A 15,444-nucleotide genomic window follows, 5' to 3' on the forward strand; every position below is an offset into this window, starting at 1 on the left:
ATATTGAGCTATTTCATAAGAACATTCTGGCTATGCAACTGACCTTTTTAAAAGCAAAATTACATCGTGCTTGCGTCACTCATTCCGAACTGGAATACGAGGGCTCGTGTGCAATTGATGGAAAGTTACTGGAAGCGGCCGGTATTCATGAATATGAGCAAATCCAGATTTATAACGTCGCTAATGGCGAACGCTTTACCACTTATGCGATTCGCGCTGAGGATGGCTCAAATATTATCTCTGTCAATGGTGCCGCTGCGCACAAAGCTTCCCCAGGTGATCGTTTAATCATTTGTGCTTTTGTCACCTTAGATGCCAAAGAAGTCGAGAACTTCAAACCTACTTTGGTTTATCTTGATGAAAACAACGATATTACGCATATGCGTCACGCCATTCCTGTTCAGGCTGCATAGAAACACACGAGTTTAAATTCCCATGGAAAGATTGTTTGAGAAAGCGCTCTGGAATAGCCGCTTTGTTGTTCTGACGGCGGTTATCGCCAGCCTGATAACTGCATTAGCAATGTTCTATATGGCAACCGTTGATGTGTATTATTTAGTCACCCATCTGGGGCTTTATATGTCGCCTGATCTCATTGGTGAAGCACGGCAAGACTTTCGTGCTGAAACCGTGACACATGTGGTTGAAGTGATTGATGGTTATCTACTAGCCACGGTTTTATTTATCTTTTCTCTTGGTTTGTATGAGCTGTTTATCAGCAAAATTGAAGAAGCAGAAGAGAGTGAGAACTCAAAAGTATTAGCTATCCATAGTTTAGATGATTTAAAAGCGCGTTTAGGTCGTGTTGTTCTGATGATTCTGATCGTTAACTTTTTCGAACATGCTATCAGTATGGACTTCCATGGACCTCTTGATTTGCTGGCTCTAGCTGCCGGTATTGGTCTCATCTCCTTAGCCTTATACTTCTCCCACGCTGACGATCATTAATCGTCACAAAAACGTCATTAAAACGTTATAACACTGTCACATCTTCTCTCTATGCTTGCATGCTATCTGCAAGCATAGAGAGAAAACATGCTCAATATCGAACAAGCTGTTCAACAAAAATTTCCTAAATTCGAACATTCCCGTCCATGGATAAAAAAATCGACGATTAGTTTTTTGCGTAAGATTACTCATGAGCAAGAAGTAAATCGTTTCCTGGACTTGCATCAGGATTTAAAAGGCTTCGATTTTATCGAACAGGTGCTGGATTATTTCAACTTCAGTTACAGCATCAGTCACCGTGATCGCAATAATATTCCCGCAACGGGTCGCGTAGTGATTGTCGCAAACCATCCCCTTGGTGCACTGGACGGCTTGTCATTATTAAAATTAGTGGGTGAAGTCCGCCGTGATGTAAAAATCGTTGCTAACGATATGCTGATGAATTTTAATGCGGTCGATTCTTTATTTTTGCCCGTAGATAATCTATCTAAATCGACTCGAAAAAGCAGTATTTCCCGTATTATTGATTGCCTGAATAATGAAGAAGCGGTGATCGTTTTCCCTGCCGGAGAAGTGTCGCGTATTCGTCCAAGTGGTGTGCGTGATGGTAAATGGAATACGGGGTTCTTGAACTTCGCCAAGAAAACCAATGCGCCTATTTTGCCCATTTATGTCGGTGCCAGAAATTCTTCATTGTTCTACAGTGCATCCATGGTCTATAAGCCGCTTTCAGGCATGATGCTGGCGCATGAGATGTTTAATAAAAACTCGAAGAACATCACCATGCGTGTCGGAGAACCTATTCCCTATAAACAGGTTGACCAACTCCCGCTGGTGAAAGCAGAAAAAGCCAAATTATTACGTCGCCATCTTTATCGTATGGCAAAAGGCAAAAAACCGTTATTTGTCACAGAACAAACCATCGCTCACCCCCAGGACAGACGTAATATCAAACGTGAGTTACAAACGGCCGAGTTATTAGGTCAGACAGCCGATAATAAAAAGATTTATTTGTTTGACTATCAACCTGACTCAGCTGTGATGCATGAGGTAGGCCGCTTACGCGAGTTTACGTTTAGACAGGTCGGTGAGGGCACAGGTAAAAGACGCGATATCGACCGTTATGATCGCGATTACCGGCATCTGATTCTATGGGATGAAAACGAATTAGAAATCGCTGGCGCTTACCGAATTGGTGAAGTTAACCACATTCTGTCACAAGCTGGCAGCCGGGGAATTTATAGTCAGGAGCTATTTACCTACGATCACGATGCGATGCAGCCTTTTTTTGAAAAGGGCATTGAGCTGGGTAGAAGTTTTGTCAGCCCGAAATACTGGGGAAGACGTAGTCTTGATTACTTATGGTACGGCATTGGGGCTTATCTGAATCGATATCCTGATATTCGCTATCTGTTTGGGCCTGTGAGTCTGTCAAACAGCTATCCTGATTTCGCTAAGGCATTAATTGTTGCTTATTATCAGCACTATTTCCCTGATGACCAACATTTAGCAATAGCGAAAAATCCCTACATCACTGATCGGAGTTTGCAACAACAAGTACTGCAAACCTATTGTGGTACCGATGCCGAGGCTGATTTTACTGCGATGCGTGAGCAGCTTGCCCATATGAATGTGACTGTCCCTACCCTATATAAACAGTATGCGGATGTCTGTGAAGAGGGGGGCGTACGCTTTATCGATTTTAATATCGACGCTGATTTTGGCCATTGTATTGATGGTCTGGTGATGGTGGATTTAGATAAATTAACACCCGCTAAAAGAAAACGTTATCTGGGTGATAATTAACCGTGACAACGTTTTAGTTTTTTTCCACTGCCGCAGAAACAGGGATCGTTTCTGCCCAGTTTGATTGCGGGCAGAAGAATCCCATCATGGTAGAACCATTCACCACTTTCACAGGTAAAACGAGAGCGTTCGTGTAACTGACCCACGGGATTATCCTGATAAAACGCTACGAACTCCACTTCGGCCAATTCATTTTTTTGTTGGTGATCCAGTACGTTCAGCCCTAACCACTGCGTGTTATTGATCGTGCTCTGCAGAAGTTCTCGCTCATCTATACGTCGTTTTGATGGATGCAGGGTGGCGATTAAATAGTCCACCTCAGCTAAATAAAAAGCACTGTATCGCGAACGCATCAATTGCGCAGCGTTTTCCGCGCCTTGCTGTTTTTTATGGAGAGGTTCACAGCACTCACTATAAGAAAGCTGGCTGAGACAGGGGCATAAATCATTATTCATAAGCGCTAGCGGGAATGGCCATTAAATCTGGATACTGAAATTGATAGGACAGCAATAATTTGGCTTTATCGTTACTGACGATTTTGTAGGATAGGGAGTCATTCTGATTAAAGCTCGGTACTGGCTGGTTTAATAATGCAGCAGCATGTGCATAAAAGACTTTTTTGCTTGGATGCGTGTCTGCACAACCATTAAGAACTTCACCCCAGACGTGTTGTTTCAGTACTTGCTCAATAATGCCTATGCAGTCATCAAGGTGAATTAAGTTAACGGGGGCATCTGCCTGCTGAACCTGTTTTCCATGTCTGAAAAAACGGCCTGGATGACGCTCTGGTCCGATTAATCCGCTGAAACGAATAATGCTGGTGACAAAGGGCGAAGATTGTCTAAACAGCGATTCTATTTGCCACAGAATGCTATCCTCATTTTCAAACTGATGCTCTTCTTTGACCCAGTCAGTGGTGTTTTGGTAAACCGAACTGGAGCTGATAAATAACACCTGTTTGATAGGGCTGTTTTCAATCTGATTAATGAAATTTTCAAAAGCGTCTTTGTTTTTATTAGTAATATTAACAATCAGGGTGTCAGCGTTCAGGAACTGGCTAAAATCGGTAGCTGTCTCAATGTCGATCTGATAGACATCAAACCCTTCATCTCTCAATATTGATTGCTTTTCTATTTGGCGCGTTGAGAGTTTGATATGAGTGTCAGCTGAGCGCAAATGTCTTGCTAATCTCAAACCTAACCAACCACTGCCGAGAATACTGATCGTATTAATGACACACCTCTAATTGAATTATTAAGATGGCGCCACCATATCAAGCATTAGTCAGATTGTCATGGTTGTTTATACTATGGTGATAAAACATAGAAGGAAGAGCAGGGGATGAGTGCACCTGATATATCAAAATTGTTTTCTGGAAATATCGTGACGATATTATTCTGGTTGTTTTTAATGGGGTCACTCACCTTATTCTTTAATGGCTATATTCAGCAGCGCGATAACCCTAATCAAGCATTAATGGCAGCAAATTCAGGCACGGGTGAGGTGACTTTAAAACGTAATCGTGACGGTCATTATCTGGCACCAGGTTATATTAATGGCCATCCTGTGAATTTCCTGCTGGATACCGGTGCTACCAATGTCAGTATCCCTGCCGCCATTGCGGAAGTGGCCGGCTTGAAAAAAGGACCTACGTCCATGGTATCAACAGCTAATGGTGTTGTGCCTGTCTTTCAGACTGATGTCGATGCGGTGCGTCTTGGTGGTATTACCTTGAATCATGTCGATGCCAGTATCAACCCGCATATGACCGATGGTGTGGTTTTATTGGGGATGAGTTTTATGAAACATCTGGATATCACCCAGCGTAACGGGGTGATGACGCTGCGTGTACCGGTATCAGGATAGGGAAATCTTAACCACTTTCATGTACTCGAAAGTCATACGGGCAATGACTTCTTTATCCGGGTAATAGACAATATCTACCCGCGCCCCTTTTAGTGATTTATATCGGCGTTGACGCTTGTATTTATAGGGAACATCCTGACCTTCAATCGTCACGGTATTCAACACCCATTCACCTTCTTCACGTTGAACATGAGAAGATACTTTCTGCATAGTAGCGTGGATTAAATGGTCGTTTTCAGCCAGCCATTTTTTTGTTTTTCTAACTTTCATGTTGATAACGTTGATGCAAAATGCTCACACGTTCTACATAAACTTTTGTCTCGGAGTAAGGGGGAACATCGTTATATTTTTTCACGGCATTAGGTCCTGCATTATAAGCAGCTGTGGCAAGGCGAGTATTGCCCTTGAACAAAGATAGCAGCTCAGCCAGATATTTAACACCGCCTTCTATGTTTTGTTCGACATTAAAAGGCTTATCAACACCTAACTCTTTGGCTGTGTCTGGCATTAATTGCATCAAGCCTTGAGCACCTGTTCTGGAAATCGCTTTTTGATTGAACGCCGATTCCGCATGAATAACTGCTCTTACCAAGGCGGCATCAACATTATATTTTTTGGCATAACGTTTTACTTCGTCAGCATATGAGGCAAAATCCAGTTTAATGGTATGCCAGTTGATTTTTGATGAGGGGTTACAGGCATAACAGCTGTATTTTAGAATTTCAAAATGACCATGTGCGGGTTTTTGATCTGAAAAAACAAAGCCTTCACCGGTTTGTGATTTATAAATGACAGTTTGCGATGTGGCTTGCCTGACATTACTGAATTCAACCGATCCATCCGGGGTTTGAATTCGCTGAATGGTATCTGCCGGTGCCAGCTGACTATGCATCACTGTCAGACTGAGCAAACACCATTTCATCAGCGTATTCATGATTAACTTAACCAGTAACGTCCAGAGCTGGCTATCAGAATAGTAATAATGCCTAAGATTAGATTAAGCAGAACCAGTTTGCGTATTTGAGTTAATGCCGTGCCTGCGGCAATCCAGTCATGTTCGGCCACAGCCCATTTAAGCTTTTTGAATGGATTAAAAAACACATGCATAAAAATGAGCATCATAAAAATGCCGATTAGTAACATAATATGTACATGAATACCGACACCATCAACGCCGCCCATGCCGCCTAATAAAGGAATCATCCAAGCGCCAGTGACAAGCAAGGTGATGATAGAAAGCCATACCCAGTTGAAAAAGGTTTTTAATACACCAGCCCACAAAGGGAGGCGTTGTTCTTGCGTCAGTGATTCAACTGCTGCAGGCCGAAGAGCGGTATAGGCGAAAAACATACCACCCACCCAAATGACAGCGGCTAACAGGTGTAAAGGTAATGCAATCATCATAGCTAAGCTCTCTTTGAATGTAATATCAATTATTGTTTATCGGTATATCGGCAATTTTAATTTTCCATTCACTCGGACCTGTTTTGTGTACCGAATGACCTTCACTATCTACTGCCACAGTAACCGGCATATTTTCTACGTAAAACTCACGAATGGCTTCCATTCCCAGTTCTTCAAATGCCACCATCCGTGATGACTTAATCGCTTTTGAAACTAAATACGCTGCACCACCGATGGCAATCAGATAGACCGAATGATGTTTTTTGATGGAGGCAATAGTTTCATCTCCACGCTCAGCTTTACCAATCATGCCTAATAAACCCGTCTTTTCAAGCATCATATCGGTAAATTTATCCATTCGGGTCGCGGTTGTCGGACCTGCAGGGCCAACAACTTCACCTTGAACCGGATCAACTGGACCGACGTAGTAGATAAAGCGGTTATTAAAATCGAGTCCTTCTGGCAGAGATTCACCATTATTCAGTAAATCAGCGATTTTTTTGTGCGCCGCATCACGTCCTGTTAATAAATGCCCTGACAATAACAGCGTTTCTCCGGGGTGCCATTCCGCTATGTCTTTAGCGGTTATATCATCCAAATTAACATGGCGGGTATTCTCTGCGGCTTCCCAGGTAATATCTGGCCAGTCATCCATGGAGGGGGGCTCAAATTCTGCCGGCCCTGTTCCGTCTAAACTAAAATGAATATGACGGCTGGCGGCACAATTTGGAATCATGGCGACAGGTAATGAAGCAGCATGTGTTGGGTAATCACTGATTTTGACATCCAGAACAGTGGTTAAACCACCCAAGCCTTGGGCACCAATACCCAGCTGATTGACTTTTTCATAGAGTTCAACACGAAGTTTCTCTGTGGCCGTTTCGGCACCGCGATCGATTAATTCTTGTATATCGATAGGATGCATTAATGACTCTTTTGCCATCAGCATCGCTTTTTCTGCTGTACCACCAATGCCAATACCTAACATTCCCGGCGGGCACCAGCCAGCCCCCATGGTCGGCACCGTTTTTAATACCCAATCAACCAGATTGTCACTTGGATTCAGAATGGTGAATTTGGCTTTGTTTTCTGAGCCACCACCTTTGGCTGCAATTAATACTTCAACTGTATCACCCATGACTATTTCGGTATGAATAACCGCTGGGGTGTTATCTCCAGTATTTTTGCGTAGACCAATAGGGTCAGACACAATGGAGGCTCGTAAAACGTTGTCAGGGTGAAGATAAGCACGACGGACGCCTTCATTGACCATGTCATTCAGACTTTTTGTGGTCTGCCACTGCACATCCATACCTACTATGATGAAGACATTAACAATGCCAGTGTCCTGACAGATAGGACGGTTATTTTCTGCACACATTCTGGAGTTCACCAAAATTTGTGCAATAGCGTCTTTTGCAGCGACAGATTGCTCGCGCTCATAAGCCGCGCTCATTGCCTGAATAAAATCTTTTGGATGATAACAGGCAATGAACTGCAGGGCGTCTGCAATACTGTCGATAAAGTCAGTCTCTTTAATGACTGTCGTCATGCATTAAACCTCAGCTTAATTTTTGTTTGATGATATTGACCACATCATCAATCGCAAACTCTTCGCCATCACCGCTACGACGGTTTTTGTATTCAATCATGCCATTATCCAGACCGCGTTCACCCAGGATTAAGCGGTGTGGAATACCAATCAGTTCCATATCAGCAAAGGCAACACCAGGACGCAAACCACGGTCATCAAGTAACACATCCACACCAGCGGCAAGCAGTTGTTGGTAGACCTCTTCAGCTTTTTCTTTAACTCTTACTGATTTGTGAGCGTTAACAGGCACTAACACGACTTGATAAGGTGCAATCGATTCGGGCCATATAATGCCGCGATCATCATGGTTTTGCTCAATGGCTGCGGCGACAACACGGGATACACCAATACCATAACAACCCATAGTAACGATTTGCGATTTGCCGGATTCTGTCAACACAACCGCATTTAATTTGCTGCTGTAATTTTCGCCAAGCTGGAAGATATGTCCGACTTCAATACCCCGAGCGATTTCTAAATGACCTTGACCATCTGGACTAGGATCGCCTGCCATAACTTTACGCAAATCTGCGGTTTCTGGTTCAGGTAAATCACGGCCCCAGTTTACGCCAGTTAAATGTTTGTCATCCTGATTAGCACCACAAACAAAGTCGCTGACAAAAGCGGCAGCATGATCAACGATGACAGGAATGGTTAAACCAACAGGGCCTACCGAACCGATATTAGCATGGCTGATTTCAAGTACTTTTTCTGCTGTAACAAAGGTGAGTGGCGCGGCTACCAGAGGGTGTTTTTCAGCTTTAATCTCATTAAGCTCGTGATCACCGCGAACAACCAGGGCAACCACAGAACCTTCTTCGACACCTTCTACCAATAAGGTTTTCAGACACTGTGAAGCTGGTTTGTTGAGATACTGACTGACATCGTCAATAGTGTGCTTTGCGGGTGTTTCAACCACGGTCATAGTTTCACTGGCTGCTGCACGTTCACCTTGTGGTGCTACGGCTTCTGCTAACTCAACATTGGCAGCGTAATCACTTTTATCACTAAAGGCGATAGCATCTTCACCTGAACTGGCTAACACATGAAACTCATGTGAGGCATTACCACCAATACTACCGGTATCTGCCTGAACAGCGCGGAACTCCAAACCGATGCGACTGAAAATACGAGAATATGTCGCATACATATTGTCATAGGTTTTTTGTAAAGAAGCTTGATCCAGATGGAATGAATAGGCATCTTTCATCAGGAATTCACGAGCACGCATCAGACCAAAGCGTGGGCGAATTTCATCACGGAATTTGGTCTGAATTTGGTAAAAATTCACTGGTAACTGTTTGTAACTACGAATTTCCTGACGTACCAGATCGGTGATCACTTCTTCATGGGTCGGTCCATAACAGAACTCACGTTGGTGGCGATCAGTGATGCGTAATAATTCAGGACCATATTTCTCCCAACGTTGGCTTTCCAGCCAAAGTTCAGCCGGTTGTACCGAAGGCATTAATACTTCCTGCGCGCCAGCTCTATCCATTTCTTCGCGGACGATGGCTTCTGTTTTTCTGAGTACTTTGAGTCCCATTGGCAGCCATGTATATAAGCCCGATGCCAGACGACGGATAAGGCCGGCACGGAGCATTAATTGATGGCTGACAATTTCTGCGTCTGCTGGTGTCTCTTTTAAAGTGGAAATAAGCAGGTTAGAGGCGCGCATGTGTTTTTATTTTTCCTGTAATGATAATTGGTTAGCCCTGAGGCTATGAGTTAAGGATAAAACTTAAAATGTACTGTGATTCCAACCCCAGTTTTGTCGCTCTGAGTCAGTCATGCTGATATAGATACGACCACCTTCAACTTTTAGGTTCTCACTGATGAGTGTACATAAGGTATCCGAGAAGGCCTGACGATCACCGGGTAAGCCGAGAGCTCGATAATCAAGCATAGCCGCAGGCGCATCACTGCCACCAAATGACATATTGGCGTTGTCATTCAGCACAATCATGACATAGCTTTCAGGTTTACCTGACGCTTTAGCAACGGTTTCACTGGTCTTTTTAATAAACTGCGTTTTATCTTTAACTTCTTGATTAGTCGTAATATTAAGGTATGGCATTTTGCTTCTCCTTATTGACAGTGTTGTTTAATATTGTTGCTCAATTCTTGTATTTTCTGTTGACGATCTTCTTCTTTGATGCGTTGTAAGTTGCCATTTTCATCATAAAATCGTCCGCCCGGATGGTTTTGATAGGCGGTAAGTGCGTCTTTGGCATCCTGACATTGTTTTTCAAGTGCTGCTTCTTGTTCTGCTTTTTGCTCTGCCTGTTGTTGTGCTTGTTGCTTTTCCTGTTCAGCCGCTTTTTGCTGAGCAATCAAGGCATCGACTTCTCTCTGGGCTTGAGCTGGATCGACAGAGGGTGGCGGTGGTGTTTTGATCAATTCTGCGGGAGCAGATTCGGGCGCTTGCTGACTGTAGTGAACCTGTCCCTGTTCATCGACCCACTTATACACATCAGCGCTGGCGGTGCCAGTAACGGTCGCAGACAGTATAATCAGACTGAATTTGAGATTATCTCTTAACATTACATACACCAAGGCTCTAAACTACGTTAATTCTACGCCAAAGCCAGCCATCATAAAATGTCTTATCACACTGATCGTTTTGAAATTCATTTACCTGTTGAAAAATCAGGGGCTAATGCCGTTGATCTATTAGCTGATGCCTGTGCGCTTTCTAAGCAACATTTAAAACGTATTATGCTTAAGGGAGCGGTGTGGGTCAGTGTCGGCAAAAGAACACAACGCTTGCGCCGAGCCAAGCGTTTATTAAAAGCGGGTGAAACCTTGCATCTCTACTACGACAAAGCCGTGTTAGAACGTGAAATGACACCTCCTGAGTTGATGGCCGACTTTGGCCATTACAGCGTCTGGAATAAACCCTACGGTGTATTATCCCAAGGATCGAAATGGGGCGATCACTGCACCGTCACTCGCTGGGCCGAGCAAGAACTCAAACCTCAACGTAATGCTTTCGTCGTGCATCGCCTGGATCGGGCCGCTAATGGTTTAATTGTGATTGCTCATGAAAAACAGGCAGCAGCAAAATTATCGGCTTTATTTCAACAACGAGATATTGATAAGCGCTATCGAATCTGGGTGGAAGGCGAGTTTTCAGCAGCGGCAACAAGCGACAAGCCTATTACCGTTGATCTGCCGATTGACGGCAGACACGCTCGTAGCCATTTCGTTTTTATGCAGTACGATCCAGTCAAACAACAGAGTTTGTTAGATGTGTCGATTGAAACAGGCCGTAAACATCAGATCCGTCGGCATGCAGCAAGCCTAGGGTTTCCAGTGATTGGTGACCGACTTTATGGTCAGCGTAAAACCACAGAAAATCTGCAACTCAGTGCTTATTATCTGGCGTTTATTTGCCCATTCACCGGGCAACCGCGAAAGTTTGATTTGCTAGCCGGATAAATCATTTTTTAAGGGCTATGCGCTGGAATATACCGGGCAGATAGATGGCTTGAGAAACGGCTCTGGCAATAAAAAGCACCATCAGGGCTGCCCATAAGCCATGATTTCCATAGTCTTGAAATAAATACCAACTTGGTAAAAAACAGACAAAGACCGAAAACAGCATGGCATTTCTCATTTCTTTGCCAAGTGTCGCGCCGACAAATAAACCATCAAATAAATAGGACCAAACAGCAAGCAACGGCGCAATAATAACCCAGGTACTATATTGCTCCGCTAGTGTTGCAACAGCCGGTATATCGGTAAGCATACTGACAATCTGTTGGTGAAATAAGCCATACACAAGACTAAATAAAGCGGCGACCGCTAGCGCCCATTGTCCATTCATAAGAAGACTGGCTTTCAACATATCTTTGTCTTTACGGCCAACAGCCTTACCTGTCATCACTTCGGTGGCATTGGCAAAACCATCCAGGACATAGGCCATAAAGGTAATAAAATTGAGCAAAACCATATTCGCAGCCAGAACGACATCACCATGTTGAGCACCCTGATTGGTGAAAAAGGCAAAACTGAAAATTAAACATAAGGTTCTCAGCATAAAATTGCCATGTAAGGCTAGCTGGTGTCGCTCTTTTATAAATCGCTTTATTGCCTGTGGAATATCAATGCTTTGCCACTGAAATCCTCTTCGGGTTAATAGAAATAGCGCAAATATTAAGCCGCTTAATTCTGCAATAACCGAGGCTAAAGCCACACCATCTGCTTTCATTTCCAGCACATTCACAAACAACAGATCCAACACAATATTGGTGATATTAATCACAACTGCCATCGCTAAGGCTGATCGTGAAGCGCTTATGCCAATCAGCCAACCCATAATGGCGTAATTAAGTAAGGTGGCTGGTGCGCTCCAGATACGAACAAAAAAATACTGCTGGGCCTGTAATAAGACTTCGGCACTGCCATCAATTAAGCTGAAAGCAATCTTGGCAATCGGCCATTGCAATAACAGTAACAACAACGCGATACCCGAAGCTAACAAAGCCGACTGGATTAACACGGACTCCGTTTCCTGTTGACTGCCATGGCCATTGACCTGAGAAGTCAGGCCGGTTGTCACCATACGCAGGAAACCAAAACCCCAGAACAGAAAGGTAAACACCATACTGCCGAGTGCGAGAGCACCTAGATAGATGGGGGAGTTGAGGTGGCCCATTACAGCGGTATCAACTAAGCCAAGTATGGGGGGGGACAAATTTGCCAGAATCATCGGTCCGGCTATGGCCCAAATTTGTTGATGTGAAAGTGCTTTTTTCAATGCTGTACCCGAAAAATAAAAAGGCCACATCATGTGGCCTCTGTGAAGTTTATTAAATGTAAGTTCAGAGAAGCGGGGCGATAACCAGGCTGACGATGGCCATCACATTAATCAGAATGTTCATGGCTGGGCCGGATGTATCTTTTAACGGGTCTCCCACTGTGTCACCAACCACAGCGGCTTTATGTATTTCAGAGCCTTTACCGCCATGATTCCCTTTCTCGATATATTTTTTTGCATTATCCCATGCACCACCGGCGTTAGCCATCATCAGCGCCATCATGACACAGCAGATAAGTGCGCCAGCCAACATGCCACCCAGAGCTTGTGGACCCAGTCCAAAGCCAACGACTACAGGAGCTAATACGGCTAATAATCCAGGTAATATCATCTTATTCAAAGCGGCTTTGGTAGCGATATCAACACAGCGGGCAGTATCGGGCTTAGCTGTTCCCTCTAATAAGCCTGGAATCTCTTTAAACTGACGACGAATCTCTCGAATCATGTCAAAGGCAGCATCACCGACAGCGGTCATGGTCAGCGCGCTGACCAAAAATGGGAATATACCGCCCAGGAACATGCCCATCAGCACCAGCGGGTTGTTTAACAATAAAACAAAGTTGCTGTCACCATGGCTGATCGTTTCAATATAAGCACTGATAATGGCCAATGCAGCCAGTGCCGCAGCCCCTATGGCAAAGCCTTTACCTATGGCGGCTGTGGTATTACCCAGCTCATCAAGTGAGTCAGTAATATCCCGGGTTTTTTTACCCATTTCCGCCATTTCAGCAATACCGCCTGCATTGTCGGCAACCGGACCATAAGCATCAATCGCCATAGTAATCCCCACCGTTGCCAGCATACCAACCGCAGCAATAGCGACACCATAAAGCCCGGCGACATAACTGGCTGAAAAAATAATGGCGGCAATGGTGATAACAGGGATAGCCACAGATTGCATGCCTAAGGCGAGTCCGGAAATCATAATGGTGGCAGGGCCGGTTTCACCACTTGCTGCCAATTTCTTTATGGGGGCACCACCTGTGTAATACTCGGTCACCAAACCAATAATGATGCCACCCATTGCACCGGATAACACGGCAATCCATAACTCCCCAGCACCGCCCATCAGTCCAATTAACCACCAAGCAGTGACTATAAAAAGAAGTGATGCGCCAATGGTACCGATTCTTAATGCAACACTCGGGGCTTGTTGTGAAAATAGCTTTACACTGAGAATGCCCAATATCGAGCAAATAAGCCCTACAGATGCCAACGCCAGTGGCAGAAACATCAGTGTAGATTTTTCACTGGCGAGTTGATTGACGGCAACAAGCCCCATGGTGGAGGCAATCGTAATACTGGCAATAATGGCACCGCAGTAGGATTCAAAAATATCGGAGCCCATACCTGCAACATCCCCAACATTGTCGCCCACGTTGTCAGCAATAACCCCAGGATTACGGGGATCATCTTCAGGGATACCGGCTTCGACCTTGCCCACTAAGTCTGCCCCGACATCAGCCGACTTGGTATAGATGCCACCGCCCACTCTTGAAAATAAGGCGACTGAAGAAGCACCCATGCCAAAGCCATGAATAATGTGTGTGGTCTGGGGATCATGACCATACAGCAGGTAGAGAAAGCCTAAACCCAGTAAGCCCATGGCTGCCACAGTGAGTCCCATGATTGAACCACCGGAGAAAGCAACGGATAAAGCGGCTGAGGTACCTTGATTCTGTGCGGCAACCGCTGTTCTGACATTGGCTTTGGTGGAGGCATACATGCCGATGAATCCGGCACAGGCGGAGCACATAGAACCAATAAAAAATGCAAACGCACTTGGCCAACCTAAATTAGAGAACCCCAACGCTAAGATACACAATAAGCAAAAAATCGCTAACCGCGAATATTCTGCTTTCATAAAGACCATGGCTCCCAGATGAATCTGATCACCGATATCAACGACTTTACCTGTCCCAGCAGGTTTTTTCAGGATTGAGATATAAAGAAATAAAGCACAAAGTAAACCGAAAATACCAAGAATGATTGGAACATAGCTGAGCGATGCCATAGAATTCCCTCTCTTCATTACGAACTGTGGGCGTGAAACACGTTTATTATGGTTTTTCTACCTTTTATACGCGCCTGACATATTCAAGTAAAGTCAAAGACTTATCTTATTGATTTGCCCAGTTGGAACGAAATAGAGAGTACCCTTTATGGCAGAATGGATTGGCTATCTAATTGCAGGTTTGGTGTCTGGTTTACTGGCCGGTTTGTTTGGTATCGGTGGCGGACTGATCATTGTGCCTATTCTTATGCTGGTTTTTGGCTGGCAGGGTATGTCATCTGACATTGCGATTCATGTGGCTATTGCTACTTCATTAATGACGATTAGTGTTACCTCAATCTCCTCTATGTTAGCTCACCACAAATATGAAACAACGCAATGGCACTTGGTGAAAAAACTGGCGCCAAGCCTTGTATTAGGTAGCTTTGCCGGGGCCTATATTGCCAGTTCCATGCCTAGCCATATTTTAAAGATATGGTTTGGGGTATTTGCTTTGTTGGTAGCAGTAAAAATGTGGTTGCCGCCACCTAAATCTGTCTCAACTAAGTTTTTAGCAGCCCCGAGTATTTTTTCTGCTGGTTTAATTACTGGTATTGTCTCCGCTATGGTTGGAATTGGTGGTGGTTCACTGGTTGTGCCATACCTGGTGATGAGTGGACTTTCTATGCAACGTGCGGTGGGAACTGCGGCGGCGTGTGGTTTGCCTATTGCCTTAAGTGGGGCAGCTGGCTATATATTGATTGGATCCCAACTCGAACATGTTGATGGGCAGTGGCAGAGCGGCTTTGTTCACTGGCAAGCCTTTTTAGGGATTATTGCCACTAGTGTCTGGGTTGCACCGATTGGCGCAAAATTAGCCAAGACGTTACCAAGCCATATCCTGAGTCGTTTATTTTCACTATTTCTTTTTGCGTTAGCTGCGTTCTTTCTCGTTCGCTAATTGAGTGACTTGCTGCGTTTATCGCTTATGGATTTAGCGCGTGACATAAA

The 15,444-nt window shown here is 44.5% G+C and carries 17 protein-coding genes; 6 read left to right on the plus strand and 11 right to left on the minus strand.

The features are described from left to right. Positions 1–32: 32 nt before the first annotated feature. The 3 genes from panD to olsF all read left to right on the plus strand — a co-directional run bounded on the left by panD (position 33) and on the right by olsF (position 2,754). A complete protein-coding gene (panD, locus tag AC13DA_RS01700; protein ID WP_007144721.1) occupies positions 33–413 on the plus strand; it encodes an aspartate 1-decarboxylase in 381 nt (126 codons plus the stop codon). Positions 414–435: 22 nt separating this feature from the next. Beyond that, a complete protein-coding gene (locus tag AC13DA_RS01705) occupies positions 436–948 on the plus strand; it encodes a YqhA family protein (protein WP_007144722.1) in 513 nt (170 codons plus the stop codon). A gap of 87 nt (positions 949–1,035) precedes the next feature. Beyond that, positions 1,036–2,754, plus strand: coding sequence for a bifunctional ornithine lipid synthase OlsF (gene olsF, locus AC13DA_RS01710; protein WP_284450897.1), 1,719 nt, complete (start codon positions 1,036–1,038; stop codon positions 2,752–2,754). On the opposite strand, the gene AC13DA_RS01715 is transcribed toward olsF, so the two are convergent. Then, a complete protein-coding gene (locus AC13DA_RS01715) occupies positions 2,751–3,209 on the minus strand; it encodes a YchJ family protein (protein WP_284450896.1) in 459 nt (152 codons plus the stop codon). The genes olsF and AC13DA_RS01715 overlap by 4 nt on opposite strands. After that, positions 3,202–3,987, minus strand: coding sequence for an NAD(P)H-binding protein (locus AC13DA_RS01720; protein WP_482945833.1), 786 nt, complete (start codon positions 3,985–3,987; stop codon positions 3,202–3,204). The genes AC13DA_RS01715 and AC13DA_RS01720 overlap by 8 nt, the downstream gene beginning before the upstream one ends. 108 nt (positions 3,988–4,095) lie before the next feature. On the opposite strand from AC13DA_RS01720, the gene AC13DA_RS01725 reads away from it, so the two are divergent. Continuing rightward, entirely contained in the window at positions 4,096–4,620 is a 525-nt protein-coding gene (locus tag AC13DA_RS01725) for a retropepsin-like aspartic protease family protein (RefSeq protein WP_284450895.1), read from the plus strand. On the opposite strand, the gene AC13DA_RS01730 is transcribed toward AC13DA_RS01725, so the two are convergent. From AC13DA_RS01730 to AC13DA_RS01760, 7 genes are all read right to left on the minus strand, one after another. Then, positions 4,612–4,890, minus strand: coding sequence for a hypothetical protein (locus AC13DA_RS01730; protein WP_007144727.1), 279 nt, complete (start codon positions 4,888–4,890; stop codon positions 4,612–4,614). The genes AC13DA_RS01725 and AC13DA_RS01730 overlap by 9 nt on opposite strands. After that, complete coding sequence (locus AC13DA_RS01735; protein ID WP_284450894.1) at positions 4,880–5,554, minus strand: lytic transglycosylase domain-containing protein; 675 nt, start codon at positions 5,552–5,554, stop codon at positions 4,880–4,882. The genes AC13DA_RS01730 and AC13DA_RS01735 overlap by 11 nt, the downstream gene beginning before the upstream one ends. Before the next feature lie 2 nt (positions 5,555–5,556). Then, a complete protein-coding gene (locus tag AC13DA_RS01740) occupies positions 5,557–6,024 on the minus strand; it encodes a CopD family protein (RefSeq protein ID WP_284450893.1) in 468 nt (155 codons plus the stop codon). Positions 6,025–6,049: 25 nt separating this feature from the next. Continuing rightward, complete coding sequence (locus AC13DA_RS01745) at positions 6,050–7,576, minus strand: fumarate hydratase (protein ID WP_284450892.1); 1,527 nt, start codon at positions 7,574–7,576, stop codon at positions 6,050–6,052. Between the two features lie 10 nt (positions 7,577–7,586). Continuing rightward, complete coding sequence (locus tag AC13DA_RS01750; protein WP_284450891.1) at positions 7,587–9,296, minus strand: proline--tRNA ligase; 1,710 nt, start codon at positions 9,294–9,296, stop codon at positions 7,587–7,589. A gap of 63 nt (positions 9,297–9,359) precedes the next feature. Then, positions 9,360–9,695, minus strand: a complete 336-nt coding sequence (locus AC13DA_RS01755) for a phenylpyruvate tautomerase MIF-related protein (protein ID WP_284450890.1) — start codon at positions 9,693–9,695, stop codon at positions 9,360–9,362. 11 nt (positions 9,696–9,706) lie between these two features. After that, on the minus strand, positions 9,707–10,162 hold the full coding sequence (locus AC13DA_RS01760) for a DUF4124 domain-containing protein (protein ID WP_007144733.1): 456 nt from the start codon (positions 10,160–10,162) through the stop codon (positions 9,707–9,709). A gap of 57 nt (positions 10,163–10,219) precedes the next feature. On the opposite strand from AC13DA_RS01760, the gene AC13DA_RS01765 reads away from it, so the two are divergent. After that, positions 10,220–11,059: an RluA family pseudouridine synthase gene (locus AC13DA_RS01765; RefSeq protein ID WP_007144734.1), complete on the plus strand. Its 840-nt coding sequence runs from the start codon at positions 10,220–10,222 to the stop codon at positions 11,057–11,059. A 1-nt stretch (position 11,060) separates the two neighbouring features. On the opposite strand, the gene AC13DA_RS01770 is transcribed toward AC13DA_RS01765, so the two are convergent. Next, positions 11,061–12,413, minus strand: coding sequence for an MATE family efflux transporter (locus AC13DA_RS01770; protein WP_482945831.1), 1,353 nt, complete (start codon positions 12,411–12,413; stop codon positions 11,061–11,063). A gap of 31 nt (positions 12,414–12,444) precedes the next feature. After that, positions 12,445–14,454, minus strand: coding sequence for a sodium-translocating pyrophosphatase (locus AC13DA_RS01775; RefSeq protein ID WP_284450888.1), 2,010 nt, complete (start codon positions 14,452–14,454; stop codon positions 12,445–12,447). 148 nt (positions 14,455–14,602) lie between these two features. On the opposite strand from AC13DA_RS01775, the gene AC13DA_RS01780 reads away from it, so the two are divergent. Then, complete coding sequence (locus AC13DA_RS01780; RefSeq protein ID WP_284450887.1) at positions 14,603–15,394, plus strand: sulfite exporter TauE/SafE family protein; 792 nt, start codon at positions 14,603–14,605, stop codon at positions 15,392–15,394. Positions 15,395–15,444 lie beyond the last annotated feature (50 nt).

The organism is Methylophaga sp. F-2 (assembly GCF_056859315.1).

What these genes read in the sequence shown, in the direction of transcription:
- olsF (WP_284450897.1), top strand. Translation starts at nt 1,036, where the DNA reads ATGCTCAATATCGAACAAGCTGTTCAACAAAAATTTCCTAAATTCGAA.
- AC13DA_RS01780 (WP_284450887.1), top strand. Translation starts at nt 14,603, where the DNA reads ATGGCAGAATGGATTGGCTATCTAATTGCAGGTTTGGTGTCTGGTTTA.
- AC13DA_RS01750 (WP_284450891.1), bottom strand. Translation starts at nt 9,296, where the DNA reads ATGCGCGCCTCTAACCTGCTTATTTCCACTTTAAAAGAGACACCAGCA.
- AC13DA_RS01725 (WP_284450895.1), top strand. Translation starts at nt 4,096, where the DNA reads ATGAGTGCACCTGATATATCAAAATTGTTTTCTGGAAATATCGTGACG.
- AC13DA_RS01715 (WP_284450896.1), bottom strand. Translation starts at nt 3,209, where the DNA reads ATGAATAATGATTTATGCCCCTGTCTCAGCCAGCTTTCTTATAGTGAG.
- AC13DA_RS01745 (WP_284450892.1), bottom strand. Translation starts at nt 7,576, where the DNA reads ATGACGACAGTCATTAAAGAGACTGACTTTATCGACAGTATTGCAGAC.
- AC13DA_RS01740 (WP_284450893.1), bottom strand. Translation starts at nt 6,024, where the DNA reads ATGATGATTGCATTACCTTTACACCTGTTAGCCGCTGTCATTTGGGTG.
- panD (WP_007144721.1), top strand. Translation starts at nt 33, where the DNA reads ATGCAACTGACCTTTTTAAAAGCAAAATTACATCGTGCTTGCGTCACT.
- AC13DA_RS01765 (WP_007144734.1), top strand. Translation starts at nt 10,220, where the DNA reads ATGTCTTATCACACTGATCGTTTTGAAATTCATTTACCTGTTGAAAAA.
- AC13DA_RS01755 (WP_284450890.1), bottom strand. Translation starts at nt 9,695, where the DNA reads ATGCCATACCTTAATATTACGACTAATCAAGAAGTTAAAGATAAAACG.
- AC13DA_RS01730 (WP_007144727.1), bottom strand. Translation starts at nt 4,890, where the DNA reads ATGAAAGTTAGAAAAACAAAAAAATGGCTGGCTGAAAACGACCATTTA.
- AC13DA_RS01775 (WP_284450888.1), bottom strand. Translation starts at nt 14,454, where the DNA reads ATGGCATCGCTCAGCTATGTTCCAATCATTCTTGGTATTTTCGGTTTA.
- AC13DA_RS01770 (WP_482945831.1), bottom strand. Translation starts at nt 12,413, where the DNA reads ATGATGTGGCCTTTTTATTTTTCGGGTACAGCATTGAAAAAAGCACTT.
- AC13DA_RS01705 (WP_007144722.1), top strand. Translation starts at nt 436, where the DNA reads ATGGAAAGATTGTTTGAGAAAGCGCTCTGGAATAGCCGCTTTGTTGTT.
- AC13DA_RS01735 (WP_284450894.1), bottom strand. Translation starts at nt 5,554, where the DNA reads ATGAATACGCTGATGAAATGGTGTTTGCTCAGTCTGACAGTGATGCAT.
- AC13DA_RS01760 (WP_007144733.1), bottom strand. Translation starts at nt 10,162, where the DNA reads ATGTTAAGAGATAATCTCAAATTCAGTCTGATTATACTGTCTGCGACC.